Origin of the sequence: Algoriphagus hitonicola, from assembly GCF_900113375.1 — a bacterium.
GTDB classification, from domain to species: domain Bacteria; phylum Bacteroidota; class Bacteroidia; order Cytophagales; family Cyclobacteriaceae; genus Algoriphagus; species Algoriphagus hitonicola.
The window spans coordinates 1-26,371 of sequence record NZ_FOPC01000017.1 but is presented as its reverse complement, the minus strand read 5'-3'; the positions used below and the strand labels follow the sequence as shown (position 1 = coordinate 26,371).

The following is a 26,371-nucleotide window of genomic DNA, read 5'->3' as shown; positions in this document are numbered from 1 at the left end:
ATTAATTCAAGAAATCGTGTCGTTTGTACTCGGGATTGGGATAGTAGTAAAATCCTGCTCCAGACTTTTCACCTAACTTTCCCTGATCGATATATGTTTTTAATAGACTAGCAAAGTCCTTGGAAGCAGTGTCTTTTCGGGATTTGGTCACATGCCAAGCCGTGTCTAATCCGATCGAATCCAAGATCCCAAAAGGACCCATCGGCATGTGGAAATTAACCATCCAGGATTTGTCAATGTCTTCTATACTGGCCACCTCCCCGGTCAGAAGTTTGCCTGCAGCTCCGATCAAGGCAATCAGCATGCTGTTAAAAATATATCCCGGGTTCTCTTTTTTGACCAGAACAGGAACCTGATTGAGAGATTTTCCGAAGTCTTCTAAAAGTGGAATCAAACTTGGATCAGTTCCTGGATGAGGCATGATATCCACCACTCGGGCGTAAAACACATCATGAAAATGAAAAGCACAAAACTTCTCAGCCCGACCCGAAGCTTCTGCCAAGTGAGAGGGGAGGAGGTAGGAGGTATTGGTGGTGAAAATGGTGTGTTTCGGGGCGATCTCTCCGATTTTTCGCCAGACTTCAAGTTTGATATTCAAGTCTTCGGTGACACTTTCATTGATGATATCGGCTTGATTGACAGCCTTGTCCATTTCAGTGGTAAAATGGATGCGAGATAGGATTTTTTCAATAGGCTCCTGAATTTTCTCAGCCTTTTCCAGTTGGAGTAAAATGCCCTTCATCACCTGAAATGAATCCGTCAGGGCTTTCTCATGAATATCAAAAATACCGATCTGATAGCCTGAAATGGCCGCTTGCAAAGCGACTCGTGAGCCGAGTGTGCCGGCTCCCAAAATACACACGTTCTTAATTTCCATTTTAAATTTTTTCGGATTGAATGCTTGATTCTGCCAATTTTCCCGCGGCTTTGACGACTTCAATTAATGCTGCAAAACGCGGATCTTTGGCCTGACCGAGTTGGAATCGCTTGAAGATTTGCTGTGCGATTACCCCCACTTTGAAAAGCCCAAACACATAGTAAAACAGCATGTTTTCCGTGCTAAAACCACTTGTTTTTTCATAATAAGCTATGATTTCGGATCTGCTCAAATTACCCGGAAGGTAGCTGGCATTAAACTGTTTGAGGATAGCTGGATCATCCGCTTCGGCCCAGTAAGCCAAACTTGTTCCCAAATCCATTAAGGGATCTCCGACCGTAGCCATTTCCCAATCCAATACCGATTTGATCTGAAGCGATGGGTCGGTTTGAAGGACTAGATTATCGTATTTGTAGTCATTATGGATAAAGGCCGTAGCCGAGCTCTTTGGGAGATTTTTGAGCAGCCAATCAGATGTTTTTTCCATTTCCCCAATAGGCTGGGTTTTGGCATTTTTGTAGCGATTGCTCCAGCCCGAGACTTGTCTTTCGACATAGCCTTCAGGCTTTCCGAGTTTGATCAGTCCGGATTGCTGCAGATCCAGTTGATGAAGTTCCAAAAGGGAATCCAGGAATTGGATCGAAAGGGATTGAAACTGCGCAGGTTTTAGTTCTTTTGCCAAGGATGACTGCGGGCGGAGGATTTTCCCTTCGATAAATTCCATGATGAAAAATGGCGCTCCGACAATCGCTTCATTTTCATCCAAGTAAATGGGTTTGGGACTCTTGGAATAAGCTGCTTTTTCTAGGGATTGAAGCACTTTGTATTCCCGCACCATATCGTGAGCCGTGCTGATTTTGTAGCCATGAGGAGGTCTTCGCAGAGCCAACTTTTGTTGACCCGAGATCAATAAAAAAGTCAGGTTGGAATAGCCTCCGGACAGGGGCTTGATTTCGATGTGATCGGGATCCCAGTCCAATTGTTCTTTCAACCGGGATTTCAGTGGTTCGATGGGTAACTCGGTATTCATTGGCTGTATTTTTTCAAAATACTTCTTGCCAAAGCTGCTTTATGGACTTCATCCGGACCATCGTAAATCCGGGCACCCCGCTCATGTCGGTACCAAAATGAAAGTAAAGTATCGTCGGTAATCCCCAGTGCTCCATGCACTTGAATCGCCCGATCGATGACATTCATCAGTACATTTGCTACAAAAAATTTGATGGTGGAGATTTCCTCTTTGACGGCTTTGGCGCCATGAAGCTGCATTTTTTCGGCCGTGTCCAAGACCATTAGCCGGCTGGCATTGATTTCAGCACGGCTCTCGGCGATCCAGTTTTGAATGCTTTGTTTTTCGGCAAGCGGCTTACCGGGGCTGAGCATTCGATTGGCGGCACGGCCACACATCATGTCAAAAGCCCGTTCGCAGATTCCGATCCAACGCATGCAATGGTGAATTCTTCCGGGACCCAAACGATCTTGGGCAAGTTTAAATCCCTTTCCTTCTTCACCGATAAGATACGCTTTTGATACCCTGCAATTTTCAAAAAGCACTTCCCCATGCGATAGATAATCCTCTCCCTCATCTCCCATAATCGGGATATTTCTGACCAGTTGGTATCCGGGAGTACTCAAGGGGACGATGAGCATACTGGCCCGCTCGTAGGGGGAATTAGCCTCTGCATCAGTTACCGCCATGACGATGTTAAAATCGGCGCCATCCGCTGCGGTGGTAAACCATTTTCGGCCATTGATCACATAGTCGTTCCCTTCCAAAACTGCCGTGGTACTCAGGTTCACCGGATTGCTGCCCGCATTTTCAGGTTCGGTCATCGCAAAGCAACTTCGGATTTCTCCTTTTTGGAGTGGAAGAAGAAACTGTTCTTTTTGAAAATCAGACCCAAAATGAGCGAGCAATTCCATATTACCGATATCGGGAGCTTGGCAATTGCAAACATAGTGACCGATGGGACTTTGCCCCAAAATCTCCGAAACTGCCGCAAATTCAACCAGGTTCAGCCCCAATCCACCTTCACTTTCCTGTAGGTGGGGGGTAAATAGATTTTCAGATTTTGCTTTTTCCCGCAGCTCCTGTAATTGAGGGAGAAAAGTCCTAAACGGGCCATTGACTACCTGAAGATCAATGGGGAAAAGTTCATCTACTACAAATCGTTGGTATTTTTCGATCAATGTCGGAAGATTAGGTCTTTGGGAAAGGAGATTGGAATGGCTCATGATCAAATCGTAAATCCTCCATCAGCGGTGAAAACTCCCCCCGTGGTATAGGAAGAAGCAGAAGAGGCTAAAAATAAAGCCATGGCGCCGATTTCTTCGGCGGTTCCGGCTCGTTTGATGGAGAGTTGCTTCATGATCATGGCCATGATTTTGTCATTGGACCAGAGCGCTTCCGAAAATTTAGTTTGAATCAAACCCGGGCAGATTGCATTCACCCGGATTTTGGCATCTCCCCATTCTTTTGCATAGACTTTGGTCAGCGAAATGAGCGCCGCTTTGCTGACAGAATAGATTCCAAGACCGGGTTCGGGAGAGATCCCGCCGATCGAACTGATATTGATGACAGAAGCTTGGGAAGATTTGCGCAAATGCGGGAAACAAAGTCGTGTCAGTTCGAAAGGTGCCTTGACATTGACATCCATGATCTTGTCAAAAGCCTCCAAACTGGTCTCGTGAACGGGACCGAAAACCGGATTGGAAGCGGCATTGTTGACCAAAATATCAATTTGGCCATATTTGGCAACGGCCTTTTCGACCAATCCAGAAAGCTCATCCATATTTCCCACGTTGCAGGCAATGCCGCAGACTTCGTAGCCTTTAGCGTTCAATTGGTCAGCTTTTTCGTCCAATAGTGCTTGTTTTCTGGAGCTGATGATTACTTTGGCACCGGCGGCGGCAAAAATTTCTGCAATTGCATAACCAATTCCTTTGCTAGCTCCGGTGATTAATGCTACTTTATCCTGAAGCGAAAAAACGGTTGATAAATCCATCGAATAGCTAAATTAGATTGTCTGCTTAAGATAGGAAAAAATTTTGCTGATCGGGGATCAAATAAAAAATATATTTATAGTTTAATCAATAAAAGTAATTCTATTTCAAATGAAAGAGCTCATTTTTGAAGAAACCGGGATGCCGGAAGAGGTATTGAAAATCCGAGAATCTGACCGGCCCATTCCTAAGGATCATGAGATTTTGGTCAAAGTGACGGCCCGAAATATCAATCCATCCGACATCATGTTTATCCGAGGCCTGTATGGGATCACTCCGGTGTTACCGAGTAGTGCGGGATTCGAAGCCTGTGGAGTGGTCGAAAAAGCCGATGCTACGGGAAAATTCGAGGAGGGAACCCGCGTGATGTTTACTACCATCGGAACATGGCGAGAGTATGTTGCCGTGCCGGCAGAGGTAGCCATTCCGGTTCCCGAGCAAATGCCCGATGAAATCGCCTGTCAGGCTTTTGTCAATCCGATGACTGCCTATGGAATGATTGAGAAATCCGGTTTGGAAGAAGGACAATGGCTCCTGATCACTGCGGGAGCTTCGGCATTTGGGAAATTTGCCATCCAACTGGCCAAAGAAAAGGGGATCAAGGTAGCGGCAACCGTCCGACATGATGATCAAAAAGATTATTTGAAAAAAATCGGAGCAAATCTCGTAATCAATACCGAAAAGGAAAAGCTTCAGAAGGTCATCGCTAAGCATTGTGCTGGGGGAGTTCATGTAGTTTTTGATGCCGTGGGAGGCGCTTTGGGAGCCCGGGCCTTGTCGAGTTTGCGTAACAAGGGAAAGATGCTGGTCTTCGGAGCTTTGGCTTTGGAAAATATGCCCGTCAACAGTGGTTTGTTGATTTTCAAAGGCTTGACAATCGAAGGTTTTTGGTTGAGTAGCTGGATGGAAGAGATTGATTCCAAAAGCCGATCACAGGCTTTTTTGAATGTGTTTGGCTTTTTGATGAAAGAAGATTCCCAGATTGACATTGCCGGCAAGTTTCCCCTGGTCAGTTTCAAAGAGGCCTTGACCGCTTATAATCTTCCCGGCCGAAACGGGAAAATCCTGTTGATTAGTTAAGTTATCCGGTTTTATGCCCTTGCTGAAAAACTGCTGAAAAGGAAGATTGGGTAACCAGTTATTTTGCTGCAATTGATCTATTCTAGCGTTTTTCGGCAGTCCTAGTTAATTTTTCGGCATTCATTCGGGTAAACAAAAGGGAATGCCCATCTTTGTATTTTCTTAAACCAAATCAAAAAAATCAGAATAATGAATTGGGAAAAGCTGGATAAGGAGCTAACCGAAATCGTAGAAAAGCGAAATCAACTCGCAGCCATGGATTACAGTGATGAGCAGTACGATGACCTGGAGGAGGAAATCCACGATCTAGAGGACGATTTTAATGAGGATTACGAGGATGTCTTGGAGAAGGAACTGGAGAAAATCTACAGTATGCTCAAGTCTGATACCGATATTCTCTTGCCGACGGCCTATATCGCCAATAATTATAAGCCCATGCTTCCGGATGCCAATGGAGTCGTGAGTTATGAAGTCGGAGGACAGGAGGGAGTCCCGATCGAGTCCGATCAGTTTGACCGACAGGATGTTCGGATTGTCTTGGTGCCCAATCCCACCCGATTTGTCATGCTGATCAATGGAAGACAGCTGAAAGATCTTTGGAGAAGCCGGTAGATTGCCGGATTAGCCTAAAAATCAAACCACCCCGATTAGACCTGAAAAGGTTTGGTCGGGGTGGTTTTTTTGTCGGGATTTAGCGGTAATAGGTTTAGTTTATAATTGTCAAAAAAAGGGGAAGTCTTCATTTTCAGGTTGTGTTTTTAAGCTTGCAGGTAACGGGATTCAGCTTGGAGATGGCGGGCCTGTCTGACGCCAGGCAGGCATTCGGAGCCGTTCTCTTCCAGCCTACTCCTAACTTCTTAAAGATTCTAAACTTTCAATTTACCCGGAACCGCCCGCTGTATCCAAGGTGATGTTAGCGAAAGTTTATCTTATCTCTTTACCCAGTTTTCTAGTTGGATTCCAGATATTCTTTCAAATTCTTTTTGATTTTCGGTCACCATAATCAGATCTTTATCCACTGCAGTACAACCGATTAATAGATCAAAATCGCTTATCATCAGTCCTATTGACCTTAATCGGGCTTTCTCTTTTCCATAAAGGTAAATGGCACTGAAAATAGGGAGGATCAGAACTTGATCGGTAAAAACTTCTATTAACTCAAGATTCTTCTTGGGATTAGTGCTGTTCTCGGCTCCAAATACCAGTTCAGCAAACGTAACTTCAGAAATAGCAAAATTTTCCGTTCCTAACTCCTGAAACTTTTCTATCATCCCAAACTTTCCCCTTAAAAAATGGATGCAGATATTTGTGTCTAAAAGATATTTCATTCGAAACCAAGATCTTCTGCTTTTTCAACTCTTGATTCTCTAATTTCTTTGATGATTTCATCAGAATCTTTGTTGTCTTCCCATGCTCCAAAAAGAGTTTTCAAGTCAACTTTCTCTTCCTTTATTTCAAGAGATTCAGTCAATTTTATGATCAGCTTTTTCTTGGAAAGATTATCTAGACCTCGCAACATACCAAAATACTTTTCCAAAGTCCTATTATTTAAAGTAAGGTTTGCCATGTTTTTTTTCTTCAATTTACGGAAATAATTTATTGATGGTCAAATGATTTGTAAAATTTAAATTCCTAATTCTCTTTTCTTTTTCTGAATTAAATCTCCCATTTCACTTAAATCTTTAATAAATCCTGATGCCATGATAAATATGTTTTCCGTGTTAAACCAATAGACTTTATTGTCTCCTTTAACTTTTAATTTATATAAGGGAGGATAAAAAAACTGCATAAGAGAAAGGGATTCAACCTCCATCCAATTTACTTTTTTCTCCCCATCCCCATTTTTTATGGTTAATGTTTGACCTCCCAATTTAACTGTCACAAATTTATCTTTTACAGCAATAAATATTAGAAAGCAAACTATTCCTATCATTCCAAAAACTAACGTGGTAACGATGCTTTGTTCCATTTTCTCACCATTTACCCAGAATAACTCCGGAAAGAACCAAGACAAAATGGACGTTATTAACATTATTATTCCTAAGCCTAGAAACAAGTATTTCAAAGTTTTGTGATATAAATTTTTGCTTTCCATGGTTTTTTTCAATTTTCGCTAACCGATGTTGCACTAAACCTGTGGTAGTTTCAAGAGCAGCCAGAAAGAGGTAACTTTTTAGATCAATTTTAATCTCGTTTTAATCATGAAAAAAAAAGGAAAACCTCATCCAGACTGCCTGTTCTAATGTAGCAGGTTTTAGCGAACTATTAGCCAAGTTTGAGCATAAAGTTGTAGTGGCAGGCAAAAGTAAAAGCACTTTATCAAACTATGCCAGACATCTGGCCAAGCTGGCCATCCATTTCAATGAACTTCCAACTCTGGTAGATCCTGATCGGATCAATGATTACCTACATCTGGTCAAGCGGAGTCATAATACTCCTTCTGATTCCTACTTTAAGTTTACTGTTTATGCACTTCGGTTCGCCTATCGAATAGAAGGCATGAAAGATAAGCGGATCGAACTTCCGACTATCAAGCGCAGCAAAAAACTCCCTGTTGTACTCAGTAAAGAAGAGGTCCGTCGCTTACTTAAAGCTCCCAAGTTGCTTAAGCATCGAATTCTGATCGGGCTGCTCTATGGGTGCGGACTTCGCTGTTTTGAAGTAAGGAATCTAAAAATCGAGGACTTGGATTTTGATCGGAAAGTCCTGCATGTAAAAGACGGCAAAGGAAAGAAAGACCGCTATGTGCCTTTGGCAGACATCCTGATCCGTGGAATAAAGACTTACCTTGAATCCGAACAGCCCATTGAGTGGCTGTTCAACAGTAAAGGCGAACAGATCATCGGTCGTGCAGGAGGGGATTTTGACGGACGTTACTCCCAGCGAGGGGTGCAATGGGCTGTGAACGAAGCCAAAAAGAAAGCCGGTATTCTCAAGCCGATGAACGTCCATACGCTTCGGCACACTTATGCCACCCACCTACTGGAGGAAGGACTGGATATCCTGACCATTAAAGACTTACTGGGGCATGAATGTATCGATACCACCATGATCTACCTTCACGTCGCCCAGACAGAAAAGTATCGGGCCTTCAGTCCATTGGACCGACTGTATCTGTCCAGAAAGTGAAGCCCCGCTTTGAAGTAGCTCAAGTGCTAAGACAGCACTGGGCCGAGGTGGAGCATCATCCCCAGATCAACCGTTGGCAGGTGCGGACGCTTTCGGCATTAAGGCGTTGCCGGACTGCTGACTTGGGTGGACACGTAGATGCCTGCAAAGACTGCGGGAATACTCGGATCAGCTATAACAGTTGTCGGAACAGGCACTGCCCAAAGTGTCAAGGGAAAAATAGGGAAGATTGGATCGCCAAGAGAGAAGCGGAATTACTTTCCGTACCGTATTTTCATGTAGTCTTTACTTTGCCAGACACGGTAAACCAACTGGCGATGTGCCAGCCCAAGGCCGTCTATGACAGTCTGTTTGAAGCTGCATGGCAGACGGTCCGTTGCTTTGCCAAAGACCCCAAACACTTAGGGGCAAAAGCCGGAATGATCGCCATTCTGCACAGCTGGGGACAGAGCCTTAGCCTTCATCCCCATCTGCACTGCATTGTGCCGGGAGACGGACTGACTAAAAGCGGAAGGTGGAAGATGGCCAAAACCCAGGGGAAATACCTGTTTCCGGTCAAGGCGATGAGCAAAGTCTTTCGGGCCAAGTATGTCAAAGCACTCAAGTCCCGGATCAAACCGGAAAAGGAACTGATCGATCAGCTCTTCCAAAAGGAGTGGGTGGTCTATGCCAAGCGGCCCTTTGGCCATCCCAAGGCCGTGCTGGAATACCTGGGCCGATACACCCACAAAGTAGCGATCTCCAACCACCGGATTCTGGATATTGGTCCAACACAGACCAGGTTCAGCTACAAAGACTACCGGCAGGGTGCTCAAAAGCTGGAAATGAGTCTGGACAATCTGGAGTTTATCAGAAGATTTTCCATGCATTACCTGTCCCGAGCATCGGGATTTTACCCAGAGGATTGGTACGGATCCGACATTTTGGAATCTTAGGGAGTTCGGCCAATCAGGTCACCATTCCCCTGATCCATCGGGAACTTGGGATTCCGATTCCGAAAAAAGAGCCCAGAATTCTGGAAAGCTACAACCCGCGATACTGCCCTTGCTGTCAGGAGGATAGCATGGTGAGCATCCAGCGCTTGCCTAAGCGTGGCCCGCCAAAGGCGAACTTTTCTTCTGTAGCCACCCAATTTTAATTCCTGATTTTGATCAGGGTGCCTGCCCGCCGCAGGAGGGGCGAAGCTATGCCAATGCCACAAAAAAGCCCTTCCAAAACAGGTCTGGAAGGGCTCAAAATGATCTAATTTTTTTGATTCGATACTGAATCTGATGGCAGGGATTACTTTTCAATCTTAGTGGACACCTCGTTTGCCTCCAAAAATACCGACTCAATCCCCATAGGCACCTCACCGGTTTCGTGCAACAGCGGTTTCATCGTTTCCCGATTATCATCGGGACGGGCTGTGCTTCGCACGCGACGAAAACCTAGTTGTTGTAGCACGTTTTTATTCATTTATTGTTCTAAAGCCACTTAGTCCATTTTCTGGGTGACCCATAATTTCAATTTTAACACCATCGGGTTGCAGTCTGCCAATTACAGTTTTATTCTCTTTATATGACAGTCTGGCTTGGTTAAGTACGTTAAAAAAGTTTCCGCCCATGTTTACTGTCGATTGTGTCATGGGTATTACATAATCTCTAATACTAGCCATTGGTGTCATAACACCATTAATCTTAAAATTCTTACCTGAAACAATGTGATAGTTGTCTCCACTTAATGAATATGAGGAGTGAAAAAAAGAATTTCTTAAAGGACTTGAATAAAGGCTATAAACAGTGTCAGTTAATAACTCGAATTTTGCCTTTTTAGCAAGACTTGCCAACTTATCAATCTTATTTGCGGGTTTTAGTTCTGGTTTTATAGTTGGTGAGTTGTAAAGTAAGACACCATATCTCTCACCGAGAGTAATTCTGAGCATATTGCCAATGATATTATAAAACTCATCCATCTCGAAAATGTGGCAATACAATAAGAGGAAAAATCTAGTGGCTTCATTTAGGTTTTTTGCTGCTTTAATCTGTTCACTTACCTGAAATAGAAGTTCTTGACTTTCATAGATATGACTGAGAGCTCTTGCGTCTCCCATGCCACTAAAATTCATTAACGCACACACATATTCAAACTCGTCCTTTTCTTTTGCAGCAAGAAGAAGTCTTTCAAGTTCCTTTACGAAAATTTCTTCTGGAGATTTTTCCTTCATTCTTTTTTATAAAATGTACTTGACCAAGCAGAAGTGCCAACATCTAATATTCCTTCTTCTCCATAACCTGCATATCCATAGTAAAACTTGAACTTGATAAAGTAGTCCGTTCCCTTTATTTCGTACAAGTCTCCCGGTCCATCGGTTATTTCAATTTCATATTGTCCTTGGTCGAGTTCAGTCTCAACGAAAATGAAATCTATTTCGTCTCCATCTTCGTCAAGGGTTCCGCTTTCAAGTTCAATTTTCTTGTAAAATTCTTCCACATCATGTTCTTCATAGTCTTGTGAATATGAAATTGTGGGTGTTATTAAAATCAAAATGGCAATAATCACTCTCATGTGGGTTCTTTTTAAATGTGCTACAACGGCTCTGGCTATGGGCAGTGGCGATTTAGAAGTTCGTCACTGTCAACCGAAACCGTATGTTTATTATGTGTTTTAATGTTCATTTTTACCGTGTCAGCCGCCATTGCCTAAAGCATTTGTTGTGTTTTAGTAGCCGCCTTCCCTACTGTTTCTTTATAGTACTTTGTCCTTTTCTTTTTTTGTTGCGCGTGGGGCATTTTTGAAAATTTCCATTCAGTCGTTTAAAGTACACTCTTTTGCAAGCTTTGGTTTGTGCGATTGTTTTTTAGCGGCTTGCAAATGTGTGTGCTTTGTCCGATGTTGCCGGACTGTTATCGCCTTCGTCATCTTGTTTTAATTCAAAATATACCAAATAGTCATTTTCTTGTATCTTATATTTAGTGTTGTTTTCAAATGTTTCTTGTTGATGCTCGAAGATCAGAAAATCCTTAATAAAATGTATGGTGCCGTCTTTCATTAGTGCAAGTTCGTAATTCTCTTTGTGCTCAAGTCCAAATTCTTTTTCAGATTTTGACAAAAAGAAGTAGTTAGATGAAACATACTTTACCTCAACATATTTCCATACACCTGATTGGTGTTTATATCTCATATCATAACCAGCTTCATCATCTGCATCCGCTTTCCTGGAGTATTTTGATACCCAAACTACATTATCTTCACCATACTCTTTTAGCAAATGGGCATAAGTTTTCTTTTCGGCCAGCTCACCTTTTTTATTGTTTTCTCTATCTCGTTTTGCACTATACGTACCACCACTTCCTTTACGCTTTTTCTTGCCGGTGTTTGTTGATACAGGCTTCTTTAATGATGAAACACTTACTTGAAGTTCATTATCATTCGGCTCATCGTTACCTGAACCAGTATCATCATTTTCAGTTTGAGTTTCATTTTCCAAGTCCGATTTTACTACATCTATATTACCATCGAAACACAGCAAGCTAATATGTTTATTGCTTAAATCTTCCTTTTCGCAACCTATTTTTTTTAAGTTGCTTTTCAGAATTGATTCGTAATCTTTTGCCTCTATTGGATCATCAAGGTTTATAGAAAAAATGCTTCGTGCATAATCATTTATTATTTCAGCATAAGGACACTCAAACAGGGTATTGTATTTATTTAATTCCTCGGTTAGATACTCAGGGTAATCTTTAGTAAAAGAAAAAATCTTATTAAGAAATAATTCCTGCTCATTTCTATTTTTGGATAGCTTATGCCAAAGAATATTTTTAAAGTCATTTTCATAATTTAACATTGCCATTCTTATTTTTTCAAGATGGTAATTTGTGAGATTAATCTCCATTTCAGAAATAATGTTAAAATCAGCAGGTGAAAGTCGTAAAATATTGAACAGTTCTTTCAGATATTCATAATTCGATTTGTTAGAAAGATCTTCAAAATCTATATAATTAAGACAATCGGTAATATTTAAGTTTAACTTAGTTTGAGCAATTTCTATAATGTGATCAGTATCTCTAATTCCTTCAATTTCAATTTGCTTGAGCATGAAAATTGTATGCCAGAAATTTCTCTCGTAATTGGATACACCCATTAGTTGCTTAGCTTCATCTAATATTTCCGAACCCAAATCATGTAATATCGAATGCTCTGTATCTTTTCTGTCATTCTTAAACGCAAAGCGGAATTCGTTTCTATGATCATTTACATTTAGAACAATGCACATTATTTCAGCGAAGGCATCGCAAAATCCTGAATCCGATTTTAGACCATTTACATCTACATCCTTTGCTCGGATGTGAAAATTACTCCCCTCATTGATAAAGTCATTAATTTCAAGTGGTTCAAGTTTAGATGCACCCGTTGTATAATGACATTTATGGTAGATATTGATCCCAATCCCTTTGAGTGTCTTCGCTTCCTTTTCCTTTTGTTTTTGGCTGTTAATTTTATTCAGCCTAAAACAAAAAAGATATGGAAGAATTTTTTTGAATTCTGTGGAAAAATTATCAGTTAGCGATTTATTAATTTCAATAGGCTTTTTAATTTTTAGTGTAATATCTTTAAATGTCTTCGTCCTAAAGAATTTTGATATTTGATCTTCCCCTGATCGAGGAGGAAGATTCAATAAAGGTTTACTATCTATAATTTTTTTTGGCAGAGTAATGTTATCTGAATAATACACCACTGAATTCGGTTCATACTTTCCTGAACTCCCGTTTTGGGCATACAGAGGAAAGTCCTTTTCTGGCAATTCAGATTTATTTCGCTTGTAATGTTCAAGAGAGAGACGATAAATCTTCTGTGTAAACCTACCATCATGATTTGTTTCTGGAAGATTTTTCAAAATATTCATGACCCTGTCGATGCTAATACTTTCAAATGACTCTTTAGCACCAATTTTAAGAACTATGTTCTCTATATCCCTTCTTTGAACACCATATTTCGCATATAATGGGTGGTTAAAGTTAAATTCAAAGGGGTTCAGAAAAGGCACATTATAATCGTCTATAATGAAATCTTTAAATAATTCTGTCCGATGAAATTGGTATAAGATGTAGGAGGGTTTATTGTGAATAGAATAATGAAAATACCATTCGCTCTTTTTCTTCCAACGTAGGTTGTCTTGGTTTCCGCTAAGATCGAATTGTTGCTTAATAAAATTGTCCTTTAATATCCAGAGTACAGCTTTCTCCCGGGACAGTTTTTCAATAATAACTCCAAAATCCTTTATAGTACTAACCTCTGTTTCTCCCTCGTGATATCCGGCAGGCTTTTCTATTTTTTTAAAAATAAAATCCTGATAATCAACTGGATTCTTCAATTTCTCAAACTGTGTATGCTTATTTACTCCCATCCAGATGAAAAAGTCTTCAACCTCTTGGGGATCTTCATCTTGGAGCTTAAATTTTTTCCTATTAGCAATAAACTCACTCCGCTTGTAAATGTTATCAAAAATATCCTCTGTTAATTCTCCTGACGGGTAATCCTTACTCAGATAACAAAGTTTAATATTGGCCAACGCTCCATTCTTATTGATTATATCAACTTTCACGTTTTCTGGCAACTTGGTTTTTTCATCAAGATTATTCTTTCTAATGTGAAACAAAGACTGAATCATCGAAATAACGAACTCCTGCTTCCGTTTGGGATATTTTTTGATTTCGCCTCTCGTACCAGTAATGATTTTTTCGAGCACGGGAACCGGTTCATAACTCTGAATATTGATTATTGATCTTATTTTTCTCTGTAGTTCACGCGCTTGTCCGTGGCTAGATTCAAGCTCAAATTTCTCAAGGAGTTTTTCGTACAAAGAATTGTTGATGAAATCAAGTTTGATGAAATCTGGTAATGGAAACTTTGCTTCATCTTTCGTTTTAGGGGTATATACAACTGTATCCTTGGAAATGAGTTTGTTTTTTTGATTTGTCAACAGTGCATATTTCCTATTTTCTCTTGCGAAGATGCTATCAGATGATAGTAAATAAATTAGCTCTGCTCTCTGTTCTATGGTCTTCAACTCACGACTTAGTGCATCAATCTTTTCAGCAAAGACTGAATCCTGATATTGGGAGAAAATGATATCGTCTGTAGGTATGCCTTTAGGGATTGGTTTTAATATCTCTGGGAAAAGCCTTGTTTGCTTTGACGCAATGATAAATTCTGAAAATGCGTTAGAGTAAAAATACACATCCTTTTTTAAACGATATTGATCGTCAAGACAGGGGTAAATTTCAAGATTGTCTTTCTTGTCTTCAATTTTATTATAGAATGACAGGTCTTCTAAAACCTTGTTGGTGTTTTTATAAATCAACAATCTTAACGGATTCCAAGTAGCCTCTATTCTACCGGTTTCTTTAATTTTCTTTGCAGTTGCTATGATTAAATCAATGAGTTTATCTAAGACAAATTCATTCTTATCTGATTCAATTAATTGATTTCTGGAATCGTCTAACTCAAATGTCCCGTGAATTACCATAGGGAAATCAACATTAACTTTGGTCGGCAAATAATTAAACAGGACATTTACGTTATCCGTTAAATCATCTTGAAGCGCAAGTTTTAGAGAATAATGTTCTTTTTCTTGTTGATCTTTATCTTGATATTTCTTAGGCAGTTCATTTTCCTCAGAGTATATTTTCCATTTCTTTTCTGCAATCCTGAACCCGTTACCTATCGGTTCCCTTTGAATCATTTTTTCTGTAGCTCCTTTAATCCGAATGGAATTGATATTATTTAAAAAAAGCAATACTTCGTCACGAAGTTCTTTAATCTGTTTTTCAATTTGATTAATTATTGATGGGTCAAATTTGATTTCAATTTTTGTGGTCCAGTCGTTATTTGTTTCGCTTTCTTTGTCCACTTTGGGGATAGCTAAAATTGGAATTGGAATAACCTTTTTTTTAAATTCCCATTCCTGCAATATTCTTTCTCTTGTTTTATCTTCAAATATTGTCTTAAATTCCTCTTTAACAATTTCTTCTGAGAATTCTAGTGCTACTCCGTTGCATTTAACGTTAATATTGACGGCCCAGTTAAGAATAGCTCTAAATCCTAAGCCCTTGTTTCCGATATAGGATTTCTTGATTTTAGGACTAAGGTTGGGAATCATGAGGGAACGCACCCCCTGGATGGTAAAAGGATCCCCTTGATTTGCTATTGTTAAGGTGTTTCTTTTTGTATCGAGACTCAGCAGAATAGAATCTGATTTAGCATCATCTGCGTTTTGAATTAATTCTAATATTTCTCTACCCTTGTACTCCTTCGCTGTACTTTTTTCCTTCTTGTATTCACTCACCATTCGGTCAGAGTGGTTTTTGCAAAACTTTCTTGTATCTTCTATAAGTGCTCTAACCTGATTTTCAAAACTCATCATATTCATGGCGTTTAATAACTCGATAACACAAGTTGGGCTGGCAAAATTGCACTCTTTTGCAAAGCTTGGGTGGTGTATTGGCTTGTGAGGCTTTGCAAATGTGTGCAATGTGCGGTTGCAGGAATTTTCAAAAATGCGAAGCAGGGGCTTTTTATTTTTTCTTCTTGGTCAGTCCTCATCGTCTCTGTGCTATAAAGATGTCGGTTTGCACGGAATCGTCCAATAGTCCAAGTCCACCGAGGTTGATTTTGAGCAACAGATTGGTTGTCAACCGTAAACTGTCCTATGGAAACCGTGTCAGTCATTTTATTTTTATTTTTTTCTGTCGCTCATTAAAAGTACCAAAGTGTCTTGGCGGCTATTAAACACAACGGCCAAGTATAAGCGTAGTGCGGGGTTTCGGAGCGATTCACTGTCCGCATACCGCAATGTTTATTAGAAGCAAAAATGCTTATTTTTAGCCGTTCAGCCCGCATTACGCTTATACAATGTTGTATGCCCGTGCTTTCTTTTCGTCCGTGCGTTGGCTTAGACACACTTATTGACAAGCTTTGGCTCGTGCGGCTGGTTTGAGCGGCTTGGCAATGTGTGTGGCTGTTGAGCGGTGGCATCATAGCTTCGTTACAGAGTTTGCTAATCTTTTTTCTTTTCCTTGTCTTGTTGTGTAATAACGTTCTTCTATTCCGAAAAGCAACTTCTTCAATTCATCCTCCTTGGAAATGTTGAATTCTCCCTTTTTCTCATCATAGTCTAAGTCTTCACAATATTCTCGGATATAACGGAAAATACTCTTTTTCTCCTTTGGACTAAATTTTTGCAATGTTTCCATAGCCATTGCAATTCTCTTCCTGTTTGCCTTTTTGACTGAATCAGCCGAATAGTCTTCTGATAAATTAATGAAGTCATTTTGTAAAAACTCTTCCGTTTCTTCTTGAGTTGCTTCTTTGTATAGTTTATAGATGCCTTTGAAAATAGTTGTTATTGAGGTGAGCTTCTTGAAATATAATGTATCATTGTCCTTCACATAAATTGCATCAGCCATACTGTTTATGATGACAATTGGCTCTTGGTCTTTCAATACAGGGTCATCTGATATTGAAAAGTATTTGCGTCTTATAATTTGGCTAGAGGTCACTTTTTGAAAATAAAACACACCACTTTGATAGGCACATAAAAATTCCATCTTTGTGAATTCAGACTTAGGGATTTGAACATATTCAGCAGACACAAACTTGTTCTTTAAAAAATCTAAGCAGTATTCTTCTTCTGAAAAGTTTGCAATGGCAAACCATTCATCATCTTCTAATTTGTAATCTGAATCAAAGACAACAGTACTATCAAGATCATCTGGTAAACTATATATGTCCTGTTTAGAAAGCACTTTATAAAGCTTTCCCTTCTTTCCTTTTGTTCTAGCTAATAGATGATTCATATTTTTAAATTTCAATAAACGTGAAGTCGTTTATTCGTTTCAATTCTGGAAACTCCAAGCCTTTTGGGTCTTTCAGAATTCTTTTCGTTATGAGGAATATTTTGATGTTATTCTCTGTAGTCAGATAGTAAAAGTGAAATCCGAAGAAAAGGAAAAGAGGATTGAAGTATAATGTTTGAGACAAAAACGTGAAAATGAACAAAATGGCAAAAACAAAAATCAATGTGTCATAAAACGGAACACTTAGAGCGACAAAAAAATACCCCAAATAGCTAGGTAAATACGCATTGTTCGCCTGCTCTATCGCTGTTATCGGTGAGTTGTTTTCTCCTTCTTTTTCAATGCTATCATCACCCAATCCTTTTGCAAGCAACACGCTTAAAAAGGTAAAAATTACTGGCACAAGAAAATAGATAATGTAGGAAACAAAAGCTGGCAAGCTATCGAGATACGGGCTTAGCTTATTGACTGTAACCTCTTCTTTAACCAAGAACACTACTAGAATCAATGATGTTGCATTGAAGGTTAAGAATAGCCTAAAAAATAAATTAACTATGTTCATCCTGTTATTCCATTTATGAAGGTCTCAACGAACTTTAAAATCTTGTCCGTTACTCTTTCTGCTACATTCGCTCGTTCTTTAAGAACAGGTCTTTTATTCAAAAGCCCAATTACATCATCTCTCAAAGGTTTTTTCTCTGTAAAAAGGTATTTACCAATTACATCCTGAAGTTTTTCCTTGTCAAGGCTTTCTTCTTCACTTAATTTCTTGAGGGCTTCTTTCCGTTCTTCATTCCAATAACTTTCAAACTCGTCTGGAATGTCGTCCGAATCTGAAATATGAGGTAAGTTCTCTTGGATGAACTTCTCTATCAATTCTCTCTTGCTTCTCAATTGTGCATCACCTGCTACAATTTCAATCAATGCTTTCTTCTGTTTCTCTTGTTCCTCAGGTGCTGCATCTTTCAATTTGGCGAGTAACTTCAAAATGTAAGCTACATTGATTTCATCACGGTGTATCAACTCCAATTCAAAATCAATATCTCCTAAAATGCTAACCTTTTCTTTTTGGTTGTGACCTTTGGCTTTGTCGTACAAGTCAAGGTATTTGCTTTTGTAATCTTCAAAAGACTGCTCTGTCATGGACAAGTCGTCAAACTTGAATTCAGTGAATGTGGAAAGCACATTCTTCAAACGCATCAATTCACGAAAGGCTTGAATAAAAGCCAATTCTTCTTCTTCGCTTGGTAAATCGTTAACACTGTTTACCGTGGGCGCAATCTGTAATAAAGCAATAAATGCCTGGTTGAATTTCGCAACATACTCTTCATAAGGCTGCATGATGATTTCTTCAATGGCATTCTTGTTTGAAAATAGGGTAATGGCTTCATCCGTTGCTTCTTTCAAATTTCTAAAGCAAACTATGTTTCCTTGCGATTTGACTTCATTCAGAATTCGGTTTGTTCGGGAATAAGCTTGAATAAGTCCGTGATATTTCAAATTCTTATCAACATAAAGCGTGTTCAAATGCTTACTGTCAAAACCTGTCAAGAACATATTTACCACAACCAAAACATCAATTTGGCGGTGTTTTACTCGTTTGGCTATGTCATTGTAATAGTTGTAATATGATTGATTGTCTTTGCTGGTGTAGTTTGTTCCAAATTGCTTGTTATAGTGCATGATGAAATCTTCTAATTCGTCCCTCGTATGCTGGGTATTATATTCTGCTTGTGGTTCTGCTGCCATTAAAAATTCTTCATCATCTACAAAGCCAACGGCATCTTTGTCTTCTTCATTGGCAGAATAAGAAAATATGGTTGCCAACCGAAGGTTGTGTTTTCCTTCTTCTTTTTTCTGCAAAAACAATTTATAGTACTCAATCAAAATGGGAACACTCGAAACACAGAAAATGGCTGTAAACTCTCGGCTATGGGTTTTTCGATTGTGATTAGCAATGATGTATTCCGAAATATTATCTAAGCGAATTGGGGAATCCATTACTTCTGCTTCATCAATGGCTTCTACATTGATATCGAGAATATGGTCTTTCTTTTTGAAAGTTCTGATGTACTCCACTGAAAACTTTAAAACGTTTTCGTCTCTAATGGCATCTGTAATCACATACTTGTGCAAGCAATCACCAAAAAGCATTTTGGTTGTTCGTTTGCCATATTCATTTTTACCTGCATTGGGTTCAAAGATGGGTGTACCCGTAAACCCAAACATCTGGCAATTGGCAAAGAATTTATTAATTTCTTCGTGAGTTTTCCCAAACTGGCTTCTGTGGCACTCGTCAAAAATGAAAACGATACGCTCATTTCTCAAAGCTTCCATTTTCCCCAAATAGCGAGTTTTACTGATAGCCGTATTGAGTTTTTGAATGGTGGTAACAATGAGTTTGTTATCTCCTGAAAGTTGCTTAACAAGAGTATTTGTATTGTTTGTTCCGTCTATGCTTCCTTTGCTAAATGCGTTAAACTCTTTGGTGGTTTGGTAATCCAAATCTTTTCTATCCACCACAAAAACCACCTTGTGAACTTGCGGTAAATTTGTAAGAATTTGAGCAGCTTTGAAGGAAGTCAAGGTTTTACCTGAACCTGTTGTATGCCAAATGTAGCCGTACTTGGTTGTGGTTTTTACCCGCTCAACTATATTTTCAACGGCATAAAATTGATATGGTCGAAGCACCATCAGAATCTTTTGCGATTCGTTTAGAACGGTGTACTTGGTTATCATTTTAGAAATGTGGCAAGGCTCTAAAAACACTTCCGAAAATGCCGCTAACTGAGTAATTAGGCGGTTTTTTTCATCAGCCCAATAAAAAGTTTGTTTGAATGAGCGGGCTTTCAACGGTGCGTTTGCGTAATATTTTGTATTTACTCCGTTGCTGATCACATAAACCTGCACAAATTGAAACAAACCATGACCTGCCCAATAGGAATGTCTTTCGTAGCGATTGGTTTGATTAAATGCCTCTTTGAGTTCTAAACCTCTCCGTTTTAATTCAATTTGAACCAATGGCAAACCATTGATGAGAATAGTTACGTCATAGCGGTTTTTGTGCGTGCCTTCCATGGCGATTTGCTGCGTAACCTGAAACTCATTTTGGCACCAATGAATTTGGTTGATGAGTTCTACAGTTTTGGTTTCGCCTTGGGCGTTGGTATATGGCACTCGGTCTCGCAATATTTTAGCACGTTCAAACACATTGCCTTTGTTGATGTAGTTGAGTATTTGCTTAAAATCGTTTTCGCTTAATTGTACCTTATTATGCTTCTCTAATTGACTTTTGAGATTAGCTAAAAGCTCATTTTCATCACGAATGACCACCTTTTGATAGCCAAGCCTTTCAAGTTGGGAAACTAAATTGTTTTCTAATATTTGTTCGGGTTGTGAGGTCATGCTTCTGCTTCTGGATTTTTTAGGTCATTGGCAAAAGCCATTATTTTCTCGGTCAAACTGGGAACTACTGTTTTGAGTTCCGACAACTTAGGTCTTTCGAGCATTGTTTTCGCAACATCATCTCGTAATGGTGGTTTCTCACTAAACAGATATTCATTAACCACTACTTTTAGTTCCTCAACTTTTAAATTTTCTGCCTCTGCAAATTCTTGAAGTGCTTGAATTTTGTCCTCAGTCCAAAAGGTTTCTTCGTCAAAGTCGGTAACAAGTTTTTCAACTTTCTTTTCAGTAGATTTTTCGGTTTTTTCAGGAACTGGTTGCTCTATAGAAGTTTCAGCCTCAATAGCTTCAGCAATCACTTCTTTAGCTTCTTCTTCAAGTGTATCAGAAATTTCTTTAGTTGCCTCTTCTTCTGTTTCAACAAGGTCTATATATTCTGTGTAGTAGTATTCTTCATATTTATCGTAGGCATTTTCATAGAGAATTTTACTAAAATCGACTTTGATAGTGGAAACGTGATGCATTTCATCAAGCCAATCATTGAAATCAGTCAAGTCTTGATAAATTAACCTGTCTTGTGTTTTTAGCTTTAGTAAATATTTCTCTGCTATTTGTTCAATCATAAACGAGCAAATACCATCTGTGATAGAACTGATTGATTTGGATAGAGTGATACTACTCTCCTGTGTTTTTGGATAATCTCGACCATGCGAAATATCACCTCTCTCGTTACGAATAGCAGAGACTTTTGCAACAGCTTCAATGGCTTGTTCTCTTACCTTTCTTTTGGCGTTGTCTTTGATTTTTTGAGTCACAGAAATGTCAATAAGCATATTGGCGAGTGATTCATGGACTTGTGACTCTACATAATCAGTGTAAACTTCATCAAAAGCCGTGTTTGTGAGTATCTTCAAATCATTTTTGCACTTGGTTCTTAAGGATTTGCTGTTGATGTACTTATCGCTTAATAGTGAAAGTCCTTTAAGACACAAACCTTCAAGTAAGGATTTACAAGTTTCTATGGCAATATCAGGATGGATGCTCTTGTTTTCTTCAATTTTATCAATGAGCGTCAAATATCCCTCTATGCCTGGAATTAGTCTGGAATGATTTGATATGGATTGTTTGGTAAGTTCCATATCACACAAACATTTTTTGAAGTAAACCCTTTTTGTACTCTATTGAACCGTCTATTTCAACCCCGATTGATTCAATTGAATCATCCAAATAAGTCAAGAAGTCAGCTATTTTATTTTGTTCAGCCTCCTTTGGTAGAAGCACTCGCAGCTTCATTAATTCCACTTTGGACATGTTAAACCGTGTACTTCCTTGAGCTAGTTTTATTATTTCCCGTCTAAACAGTTCGCTTCTGAATAAATAGCGAGAAAACTGAGGAACTAATTCTGTGAGTGAATTTGGACGAAAGCCAAAGCAAAAGCTATTTAAGTAAACATCACCAACCTCTTCAAGCATTACAGATGCTGTTCCAATTTCATTTGGCGTTTCGGATGAAGTAGTAAAGAAAACATCACCGTATTGTACCTTGCTTTGGTTCTCGTTTTCTTCAATTTTCACGAAACCAAATTCCTGAACATTAATTTTAGAATTACTGAAAATCTGCATGTACTGGACATAGGGCATGCCTTCTCCAAAATCAACTTTTGTTTTACCTGTTAACCCATTAAATGTGATTCCAATTTCCCCCAATCGCTTCTCCTCCCAATCTGGAAAGTCATTTCCATTTTCATCTTTAAACCTTGCCTCTTGCGAGAAGAGTTGTTGCATCACTCCTTTCTTGTAGGCTTCTAGCTTGGTTTTTTTCTTTTGCAAAAGTTGGATTCGGTCGTCAATGGCTGTAAGGAAGCTGGCGATTTTTTCTTGTTCCTCTGGCGAAGGGATCTTAAGTGATAAAGTCTTTAATTGGCTTGAATATAAATGCACAACTGAGATACCTTGAGCGAGTCTTGCAATGTCCGTCTTTCTTGCATTGTTCAAGTAATAAGACAAATAGACCCCACTAATAGCAGATTTAATAATGTTTAAATCGCCACCAAGGGCGATTCCCTCTCTAAGCACACAAGATGCAGTTGCAATATCAATTTGGGTTTCGCCTGACGCAGGAATAATTACATCATTTGATTCACTTAGCACAAGTTCATTCGCTGGAACGTTTGTTTTAGAATATACTTCATTAATGATTTCAGAATAGTGTGTATACAGTTCACCATACCGAATACATTCTAAAGCTCCATTTTCATCAATATCTGCTTTTGATATTCCTTTTCCTTTGCTGAAAGTAGCAATATCTCCAAGTATTGTTGAATTCAATGGGTTATCAAATTCAGGGAATCTCAACTCAGGTGTTACATTAACTTCTGCCATAGCCTAAAATGGTGTTGAGATATTTAGTTCCGCACAAAAACCCGCAATGGTCTCGTTGGTGCTTTGTAAATCAGTTTCTATTCCTTTGAGTTGAGCAGAAACAACATCCAAATCCACTGGTTCTTCCGCTTCAAAAGTGTCCACATAGCGTGGAATGTTCAGATTGTAGTCATTTTCTGCAATCTCCGCTAATGTGGCTACATAGCTGTATTTATCAATGGTTTCACGCTTGCGATAGGTGTCTACAATACGTTCTACATCTTCATCACGAAGAGTATTTTGGTTACCATTTTTAATGTAATGGTCTTCACCACTTGCATCAATAAACACAATGTTGTCATCTACCTCACGGCATTTTTTCAGCACCATAATACAAGTAGGAATAGACGTACCGTAAAAAATATTGGCAGGCAAACCTATCACGGCATCCAAGGCATTCATCTCTTTGATGATGTACTCCCTAATATGACCTTCGGCAGCCCCTCTAAATAATACTCCATGCGGAAAAACGCTTGCCATAATACCATTGTCAGCTAATTGATAAAGCATGTGGGTTAAGAAAGCATAATCGGCTTTGGTTTTGGGTGCTAATCGTCCGTACTGGCTAAAGCGTTCATCTGTATTAAAAAGGGGGTTGGCATCACTTTTCCAATGCGCAGAAAAAGGTGGGTTGGCAACTACCGCTTCAAAGCGTTTGTCTAAATGTTGGGGGTTCTCCAATGTATCTTCCTGCACAATGTTAAACTCACGAAAGTGAACATCATGCAAAATCATGTTCATTCGGGCAAGGTTGTAAGTTGTGCGTCCTAATTCCTGTCCGTAAAACTCGCTTACATCTGCTTCTTTGGCTACTCGCAAAAGCAATGAACCTGAACCGCACGTAGGGTCATATACTGATTTAATTTTAGATTTTCCTGTGGTTACAATCTTTGACAGAATCTTAGAAACTTGTTGAGGTGTATAAAACTCACCTGCCGATTTCCCTGCACCTGCTGCAAATCTTGCAATCAAATATTCGTAAGCATCACCCAAGACATCAGAATCAATTTCCTCTAATTTGAAATCTATTTTGTCAAGGTAATTCAGGATTTTAACAATGATTTCATTACGGGCACCAACGGTTCTACCAATCTTGGTAGAATTCAAATCCAAGTCTTCAAACAAAGCATTAAAATCTTCTTCAGATTCTGTACCCATGGTGCTTTGCTCAATATGATTAAGCACAGACTTGAGGTCTTCCAAGATGTAATTGCTTTCACTTTCAATGTCAGCATTTCCTTTGGCAGCTAAAACAGAGAAGAGTTGAGAAGGCTCTAAGAAATAACCCAATTTCAGCAAAGATTCTTCCTTGATGGCGTCTAAGGTTTCTTTATCCGTTACAGTTTTGTAATCGGTTACCGCTTCACCAACAAGCAGTTCATTGGCGTAAAGTGTTTGCTTCTCTGAAAGATACTTGTAAAAGATAAAGCCAAGAATGTAGTCTCGATAGTCGTCCGCACTGATTTTGCCTCTCAGCAGGTTAGCGATTCCCCATAGTTGGCTTTCAAGTATTTTCTTTTGGTCTTCTGACATATATTTATTTTTTTTCTTCTTTGATTAAGTCTTTTACTTCCACTTCAAGGATTCTTGCTATCTCAAAAAGGATTTCAAGTCTTGGTTGCTGTCGGTTTTGTACGTATCCGTTTACCATGTTGTAACTCTTTCCGAGTTTTTCAGCTAACCAAGTTTGTTTAATTCCTTTCTTTTCAAGTACTTCCTTTATTCGGTTCATGTCCGCATAAATTTAAGTCGCTAAAATAGCTCGAATTTTCCGTTTATCTCATTTTTCAATATACATTTCGTTCGTTTCATTGTTGGTCTGTCCGAGCGTAGGCAAAAAAATAGGCTCTTTTGGTTTTTTGCGTTTGGATTGTGGGTCGGCAAAAACCAAATGTGCCTATTTGTGCGTTGGCTTTTTCAGCATGGCATACAACTTACTTTTTAACGCACTTTTATTACGCTTATCCCACCAAATATGGGGGATAAATGCAGTAAAACTTCGCTTTATCACTTTGCTATAAATCATCGAAAGGGGATTTTATGTCTTTCAGGGATCGATTGGATACATGGGTATAAATCTCGGTCGTTCGGCTGCTGCTATGTCCCAATAACTCCTGAATAAATCTTAAATCTGTGCCTCCTTCCAACAAATGGGTAGCATAAGAATGACGGAGCCAATGTAAGGTCGGTTTCTTCTTCATGCCAACTTTTTTAACTGCCTGGTTTAAAATATTTTCCAAGCTTTTTGCTGAATAGGGCTTTCCTTCTTTTGTCCCCTCAAATAAGTACGCTTTCGGCCGATAACTTTTATAGTATTCCCTTAGAATTTCAATTATTTTCTTGCTGATGGGGATAATTCTGTCTTTGTTCCCCTTGCCTTTATTGATTCGCAGGATTTTTCTTTTGGAATCTATATCTTCCAGTTTAAGGTTCAGGACCTCAGACCTACGAAGACCACAAGCATAAATCAAGGACAGGACCGTGCGGTGCTTGATATTTGGGAGTGCTTCCAAAATCGATTTGATTTCTTCTTTGCTTAATACATGAGGCAGAGGATTTTCCTTTTTGGGTAAATCAATGGATTCAGGATCGATCTTTCGGTTGGCCTCCATTTCAAAATATTTCTTAACACTTCCCAAAATAATCCGCTGATAGGAGGACGAATAGCCATGTTTTAGGATGTATTCTTTTTGAAATTGTTTGAGATCTTGGTGATCAATTTTCTCTGGACTTTTATTTTCCAAAAAGCGGAATAAAAGTTTAAGGCTGTAGGCATATTGTTTTACGGTGGACTCGGAAAGTCTTTTGATCCGCATGGAATCGATAAATTTCAATATATCCGATTTTCGATCTTCAGAAAGTTGGGGGAGGAGATTTGAGGGCTCTTTCTCTATTTTCTTAAACCCTGAATAATCTAGCCAAGCTTGTCCTTTAAAAGCGGAAAGCAAGTCTGAAATAATGGAATCTGAATAGGGCAGAATCCATGCACGCTGGCCAGGACTCCAAGTAGCCCCCGAAAAGGTTTTTATCGTACGGATCAAAAGCGGATCATAATTAAACTGCACATAGACAAGCGGTTTCTTTTTACTTCCGGCGCTTTTGACTCTAATCGTCTGCATGGCGGTAAAAATAAACGATGAGTTAATTTAGGACTTTTTCGGAAAAAGATGATGGTTGAGTTTGAAAAAATTTAGTTTTAGTTTCCTTCGGCTACCTTCCAAGGGATTGGTTTTTCTGATGATTGTGTGAAAGTTGAAATTCTTTTTTTCAATTGAGATGAACCCTTGGAGGGTATTTTGCTAGGTTGTTCGGGATCTGCCGTGGACGGATAGTCTACTCACCACGGCGGAATTTATCCCAGAATAGACATAACCTGGACCGGCCTTGAGATTTGTGGTTTTTGGAAGGATTAGCGAGCCGTCAAAAAAATACCCTAGCTCTGAGCTTGTCTCAGAGATCCGGGTATTTTTAGGTGAGCTTTCCTGCCAAAAAATCTTTCCTAGGAAAGATAACAAAGCTCCAAGCCTTGGGTTTTTGGTCCTTTTGGGCTAAGCCAAAAGGACAAGAAAAGGAAATCCTAGCGGTATCAGCAGTAAAACCTCTGCTGTTTGAGATTTGAAAT

22 protein-coding genes and 1 pseudogene are annotated in these 26,371 nt (G+C 39.3%); 4 read left to right on the top strand and 19 right to left on the bottom strand.

Annotated features, from left to right (window positions below; genetic code table 11):
- Position 1: 1 nt before the first annotated feature.
- From BM043_RS17660 to BM043_RS17645, 4 genes are read right to left on the bottom strand one after another with little or no spacing between them, the layout of a single operon-like run.
- Positions 2-877: a 3-hydroxyacyl-CoA dehydrogenase gene (locus BM043_RS17660; RefSeq protein WP_092794084.1), complete on the bottom strand. Its 876-nt coding sequence runs from the start codon at positions 875-877 to the stop codon at positions 2-4.
- A gap of 1 nt (position 878) precedes the next feature.
- Complete coding sequence (locus BM043_RS17655) at positions 879-1,907, bottom strand: phosphotransferase family protein (RefSeq protein ID WP_092794082.1); 1,029 nt, start codon at positions 1,905-1,907, stop codon at positions 879-881.
- Positions 1,904-3,112: an acyl-CoA dehydrogenase family protein gene (locus BM043_RS17650; protein WP_092794079.1), complete on the bottom strand. Its 1,209-nt coding sequence runs from the start codon at positions 3,110-3,112 to the stop codon at positions 1,904-1,906. The genes BM043_RS17655 and BM043_RS17650 overlap by 4 nt, the downstream gene beginning before the upstream one ends.
- 2 nt (positions 3,113-3,114) lie before the next feature.
- The gene (locus BM043_RS17645) at positions 3,115-3,882 is read right to left on the bottom strand and encodes an SDR family NAD(P)-dependent oxidoreductase (protein ID WP_092794077.1); all 768 of its coding nucleotides are present in this window, start codon (positions 3,880-3,882) and stop codon (positions 3,115-3,117) included.
- A gap of 109 nt (positions 3,883-3,991) precedes the next feature.
- Here BM043_RS17645 and BM043_RS17640 point away from each other — a divergent pair, with 109 nt between their 5' ends.
- Together BM043_RS17640 and BM043_RS17635 are read left to right on the top strand one after the other, a co-directional pair.
- Positions 3,992-4,960, top strand: a complete 969-nt coding sequence (locus BM043_RS17640) for a zinc-dependent alcohol dehydrogenase family protein (RefSeq protein WP_092794074.1) — start codon at positions 3,992-3,994, stop codon at positions 4,958-4,960.
- Between the two features lie 189 nt (positions 4,961-5,149).
- Entirely contained in the window at positions 5,150-5,572 is a 423-nt protein-coding gene (locus tag BM043_RS17635; protein ID WP_092794072.1) for a hypothetical protein, read from the top strand.
- 317 nt (positions 5,573-5,889) lie between these two features.
- Here the strand turns inward: BM043_RS17635 and BM043_RS17630 are convergent, their stop codons facing one another.
- The 3 genes from BM043_RS17630 to BM043_RS17620 are packed head-to-tail and all read right to left on the bottom strand — an operon-like array spanning position 5,890 to position 7,055.
- Entirely contained in the window at positions 5,890-6,288 is a 399-nt protein-coding gene (locus BM043_RS17630) for a type II toxin-antitoxin system VapC family toxin (protein WP_024281878.1), read from the bottom strand.
- Positions 6,285-6,527 (bottom strand): hypothetical protein, encoded by a 243-nt coding sequence (locus tag BM043_RS17625; protein ID WP_092794070.1) that lies wholly within the window; start codon positions 6,525-6,527, stop codon positions 6,285-6,287. The genes BM043_RS17630 and BM043_RS17625 overlap by 4 nt, the downstream gene beginning before the upstream one ends.
- Before the next feature lie 57 nt (positions 6,528-6,584).
- A complete protein-coding gene (locus BM043_RS17620; protein WP_143189574.1) occupies positions 6,585-7,055 on the bottom strand; it encodes a hypothetical protein in 471 nt (156 codons plus the stop codon).
- 197 nt (positions 7,056-7,252) lie between these two features.
- On the opposite strand from BM043_RS17620, the gene BM043_RS17615 reads away from it, so the two are divergent.
- Both BM043_RS17615 and BM043_RS17610 read left to right on the top strand, forming a co-directional pair.
- Positions 7,253-8,089 carry a tyrosine-type recombinase/integrase gene (locus BM043_RS17615; protein WP_245753073.1) on the top strand — a complete coding sequence of 279 codons (837 nt, stop codon included), beginning with the start codon at positions 7,253-7,255 and terminating at the stop codon, positions 8,087-8,089.
- Positions 7,993-9,227 (top strand): annotated as a pseudogene (locus BM043_RS17610) (IS91 family transposase). The gene BM043_RS17615 and the pseudogene BM043_RS17610 overlap by 97 nt, the downstream one beginning before the upstream one ends.
- A 143-nt stretch (positions 9,228-9,370) precedes the next feature.
- Here the strand turns inward: BM043_RS17610 and BM043_RS19575 are convergent.
- The 12 genes from BM043_RS19575 to xerA all read right to left on the bottom strand — a co-directional run bounded on the left by BM043_RS19575 (position 9,371) and on the right by xerA (position 25,868).
- Positions 9,371-9,532, bottom strand: a complete 162-nt coding sequence (locus BM043_RS19575) for a hypothetical protein (RefSeq protein ID WP_177188515.1) — start codon at positions 9,530-9,532, stop codon at positions 9,371-9,373.
- Positions 9,533-9,536: 4 nt separating this feature from the next.
- Positions 9,537-10,292, bottom strand: a complete 756-nt coding sequence (locus BM043_RS17605; protein WP_092794063.1) for a hypothetical protein — start codon at positions 10,290-10,292, stop codon at positions 9,537-9,539.
- Positions 10,289-10,633, bottom strand: coding sequence for a hypothetical protein (locus BM043_RS17600; RefSeq protein ID WP_092794061.1), 345 nt, complete (start codon positions 10,631-10,633; stop codon positions 10,289-10,291). Before BM043_RS17600 ends, BM043_RS17605 begins: the two co-directional genes overlap by 4 nt.
- 292 nt (positions 10,634-10,925) lie before the next feature.
- Complete coding sequence (locus BM043_RS17595; RefSeq protein ID WP_143189573.1) at positions 10,926-15,599, bottom strand: sacsin N-terminal ATP-binding-like domain-containing protein; 4,674 nt, start codon at positions 15,597-15,599, stop codon at positions 10,926-10,928.
- Between the two features lie 502 nt (positions 15,600-16,101).
- Positions 16,102-16,923 (bottom strand): hypothetical protein, encoded by an 822-nt coding sequence (locus tag BM043_RS17585; protein WP_092794055.1) that lies wholly within the window; start codon positions 16,921-16,923, stop codon positions 16,102-16,104.
- A 4-nt stretch (positions 16,924-16,927) separates the two neighbouring features.
- Positions 16,928-17,485, bottom strand: a complete 558-nt coding sequence (locus BM043_RS17580; RefSeq protein WP_218144166.1) for a hypothetical protein — start codon at positions 17,483-17,485, stop codon at positions 16,928-16,930.
- A complete protein-coding gene (locus tag BM043_RS17575; protein WP_092794053.1) occupies positions 17,482-20,328 on the bottom strand; it encodes a type I restriction endonuclease subunit R in 2,847 nt (948 codons plus the stop codon). Before BM043_RS17575 ends, BM043_RS17580 begins: the two co-directional genes overlap by 4 nt.
- Positions 20,325-21,467 carry a type I restriction endonuclease subunit R, EcoR124 family gene (locus BM043_RS17570; RefSeq protein ID WP_092794051.1) on the bottom strand — a complete coding sequence of 381 codons (1,143 nt, stop codon included), beginning with the start codon at positions 21,465-21,467 and terminating at the stop codon, positions 20,325-20,327. The genes BM043_RS17575 and BM043_RS17570 overlap by 4 nt, the downstream gene beginning before the upstream one ends.
- A gap of 1 nt (position 21,468) precedes the next feature.
- A complete protein-coding gene (locus BM043_RS17565; RefSeq protein ID WP_092794049.1) occupies positions 21,469-22,710 on the bottom strand; it encodes a restriction endonuclease subunit S in 1,242 nt (413 codons plus the stop codon).
- A gap of 3 nt (positions 22,711-22,713) precedes the next feature.
- Positions 22,714-24,282 (bottom strand): type I restriction-modification system subunit M, encoded by a 1,569-nt coding sequence (locus tag BM043_RS17560; RefSeq protein WP_092794047.1) that lies wholly within the window; start codon positions 24,280-24,282, stop codon positions 22,714-22,716.
- 4 nt (positions 24,283-24,286) lie between these two features.
- Positions 24,287-24,481: a helix-turn-helix transcriptional regulator gene (locus BM043_RS17555; RefSeq protein WP_092794045.1), complete on the bottom strand. Its 195-nt coding sequence runs from the start codon at positions 24,479-24,481 to the stop codon at positions 24,287-24,289.
- Between the two features lie 283 nt (positions 24,482-24,764).
- On the bottom strand, positions 24,765-25,868 hold the full coding sequence (gene xerA, locus BM043_RS17550; RefSeq protein ID WP_092794043.1) for a site-specific tyrosine recombinase/integron integrase: 1,104 nt from the start codon (positions 25,866-25,868) through the stop codon (positions 24,765-24,767).
- Positions 25,869-26,371 lie beyond the last annotated feature (503 nt).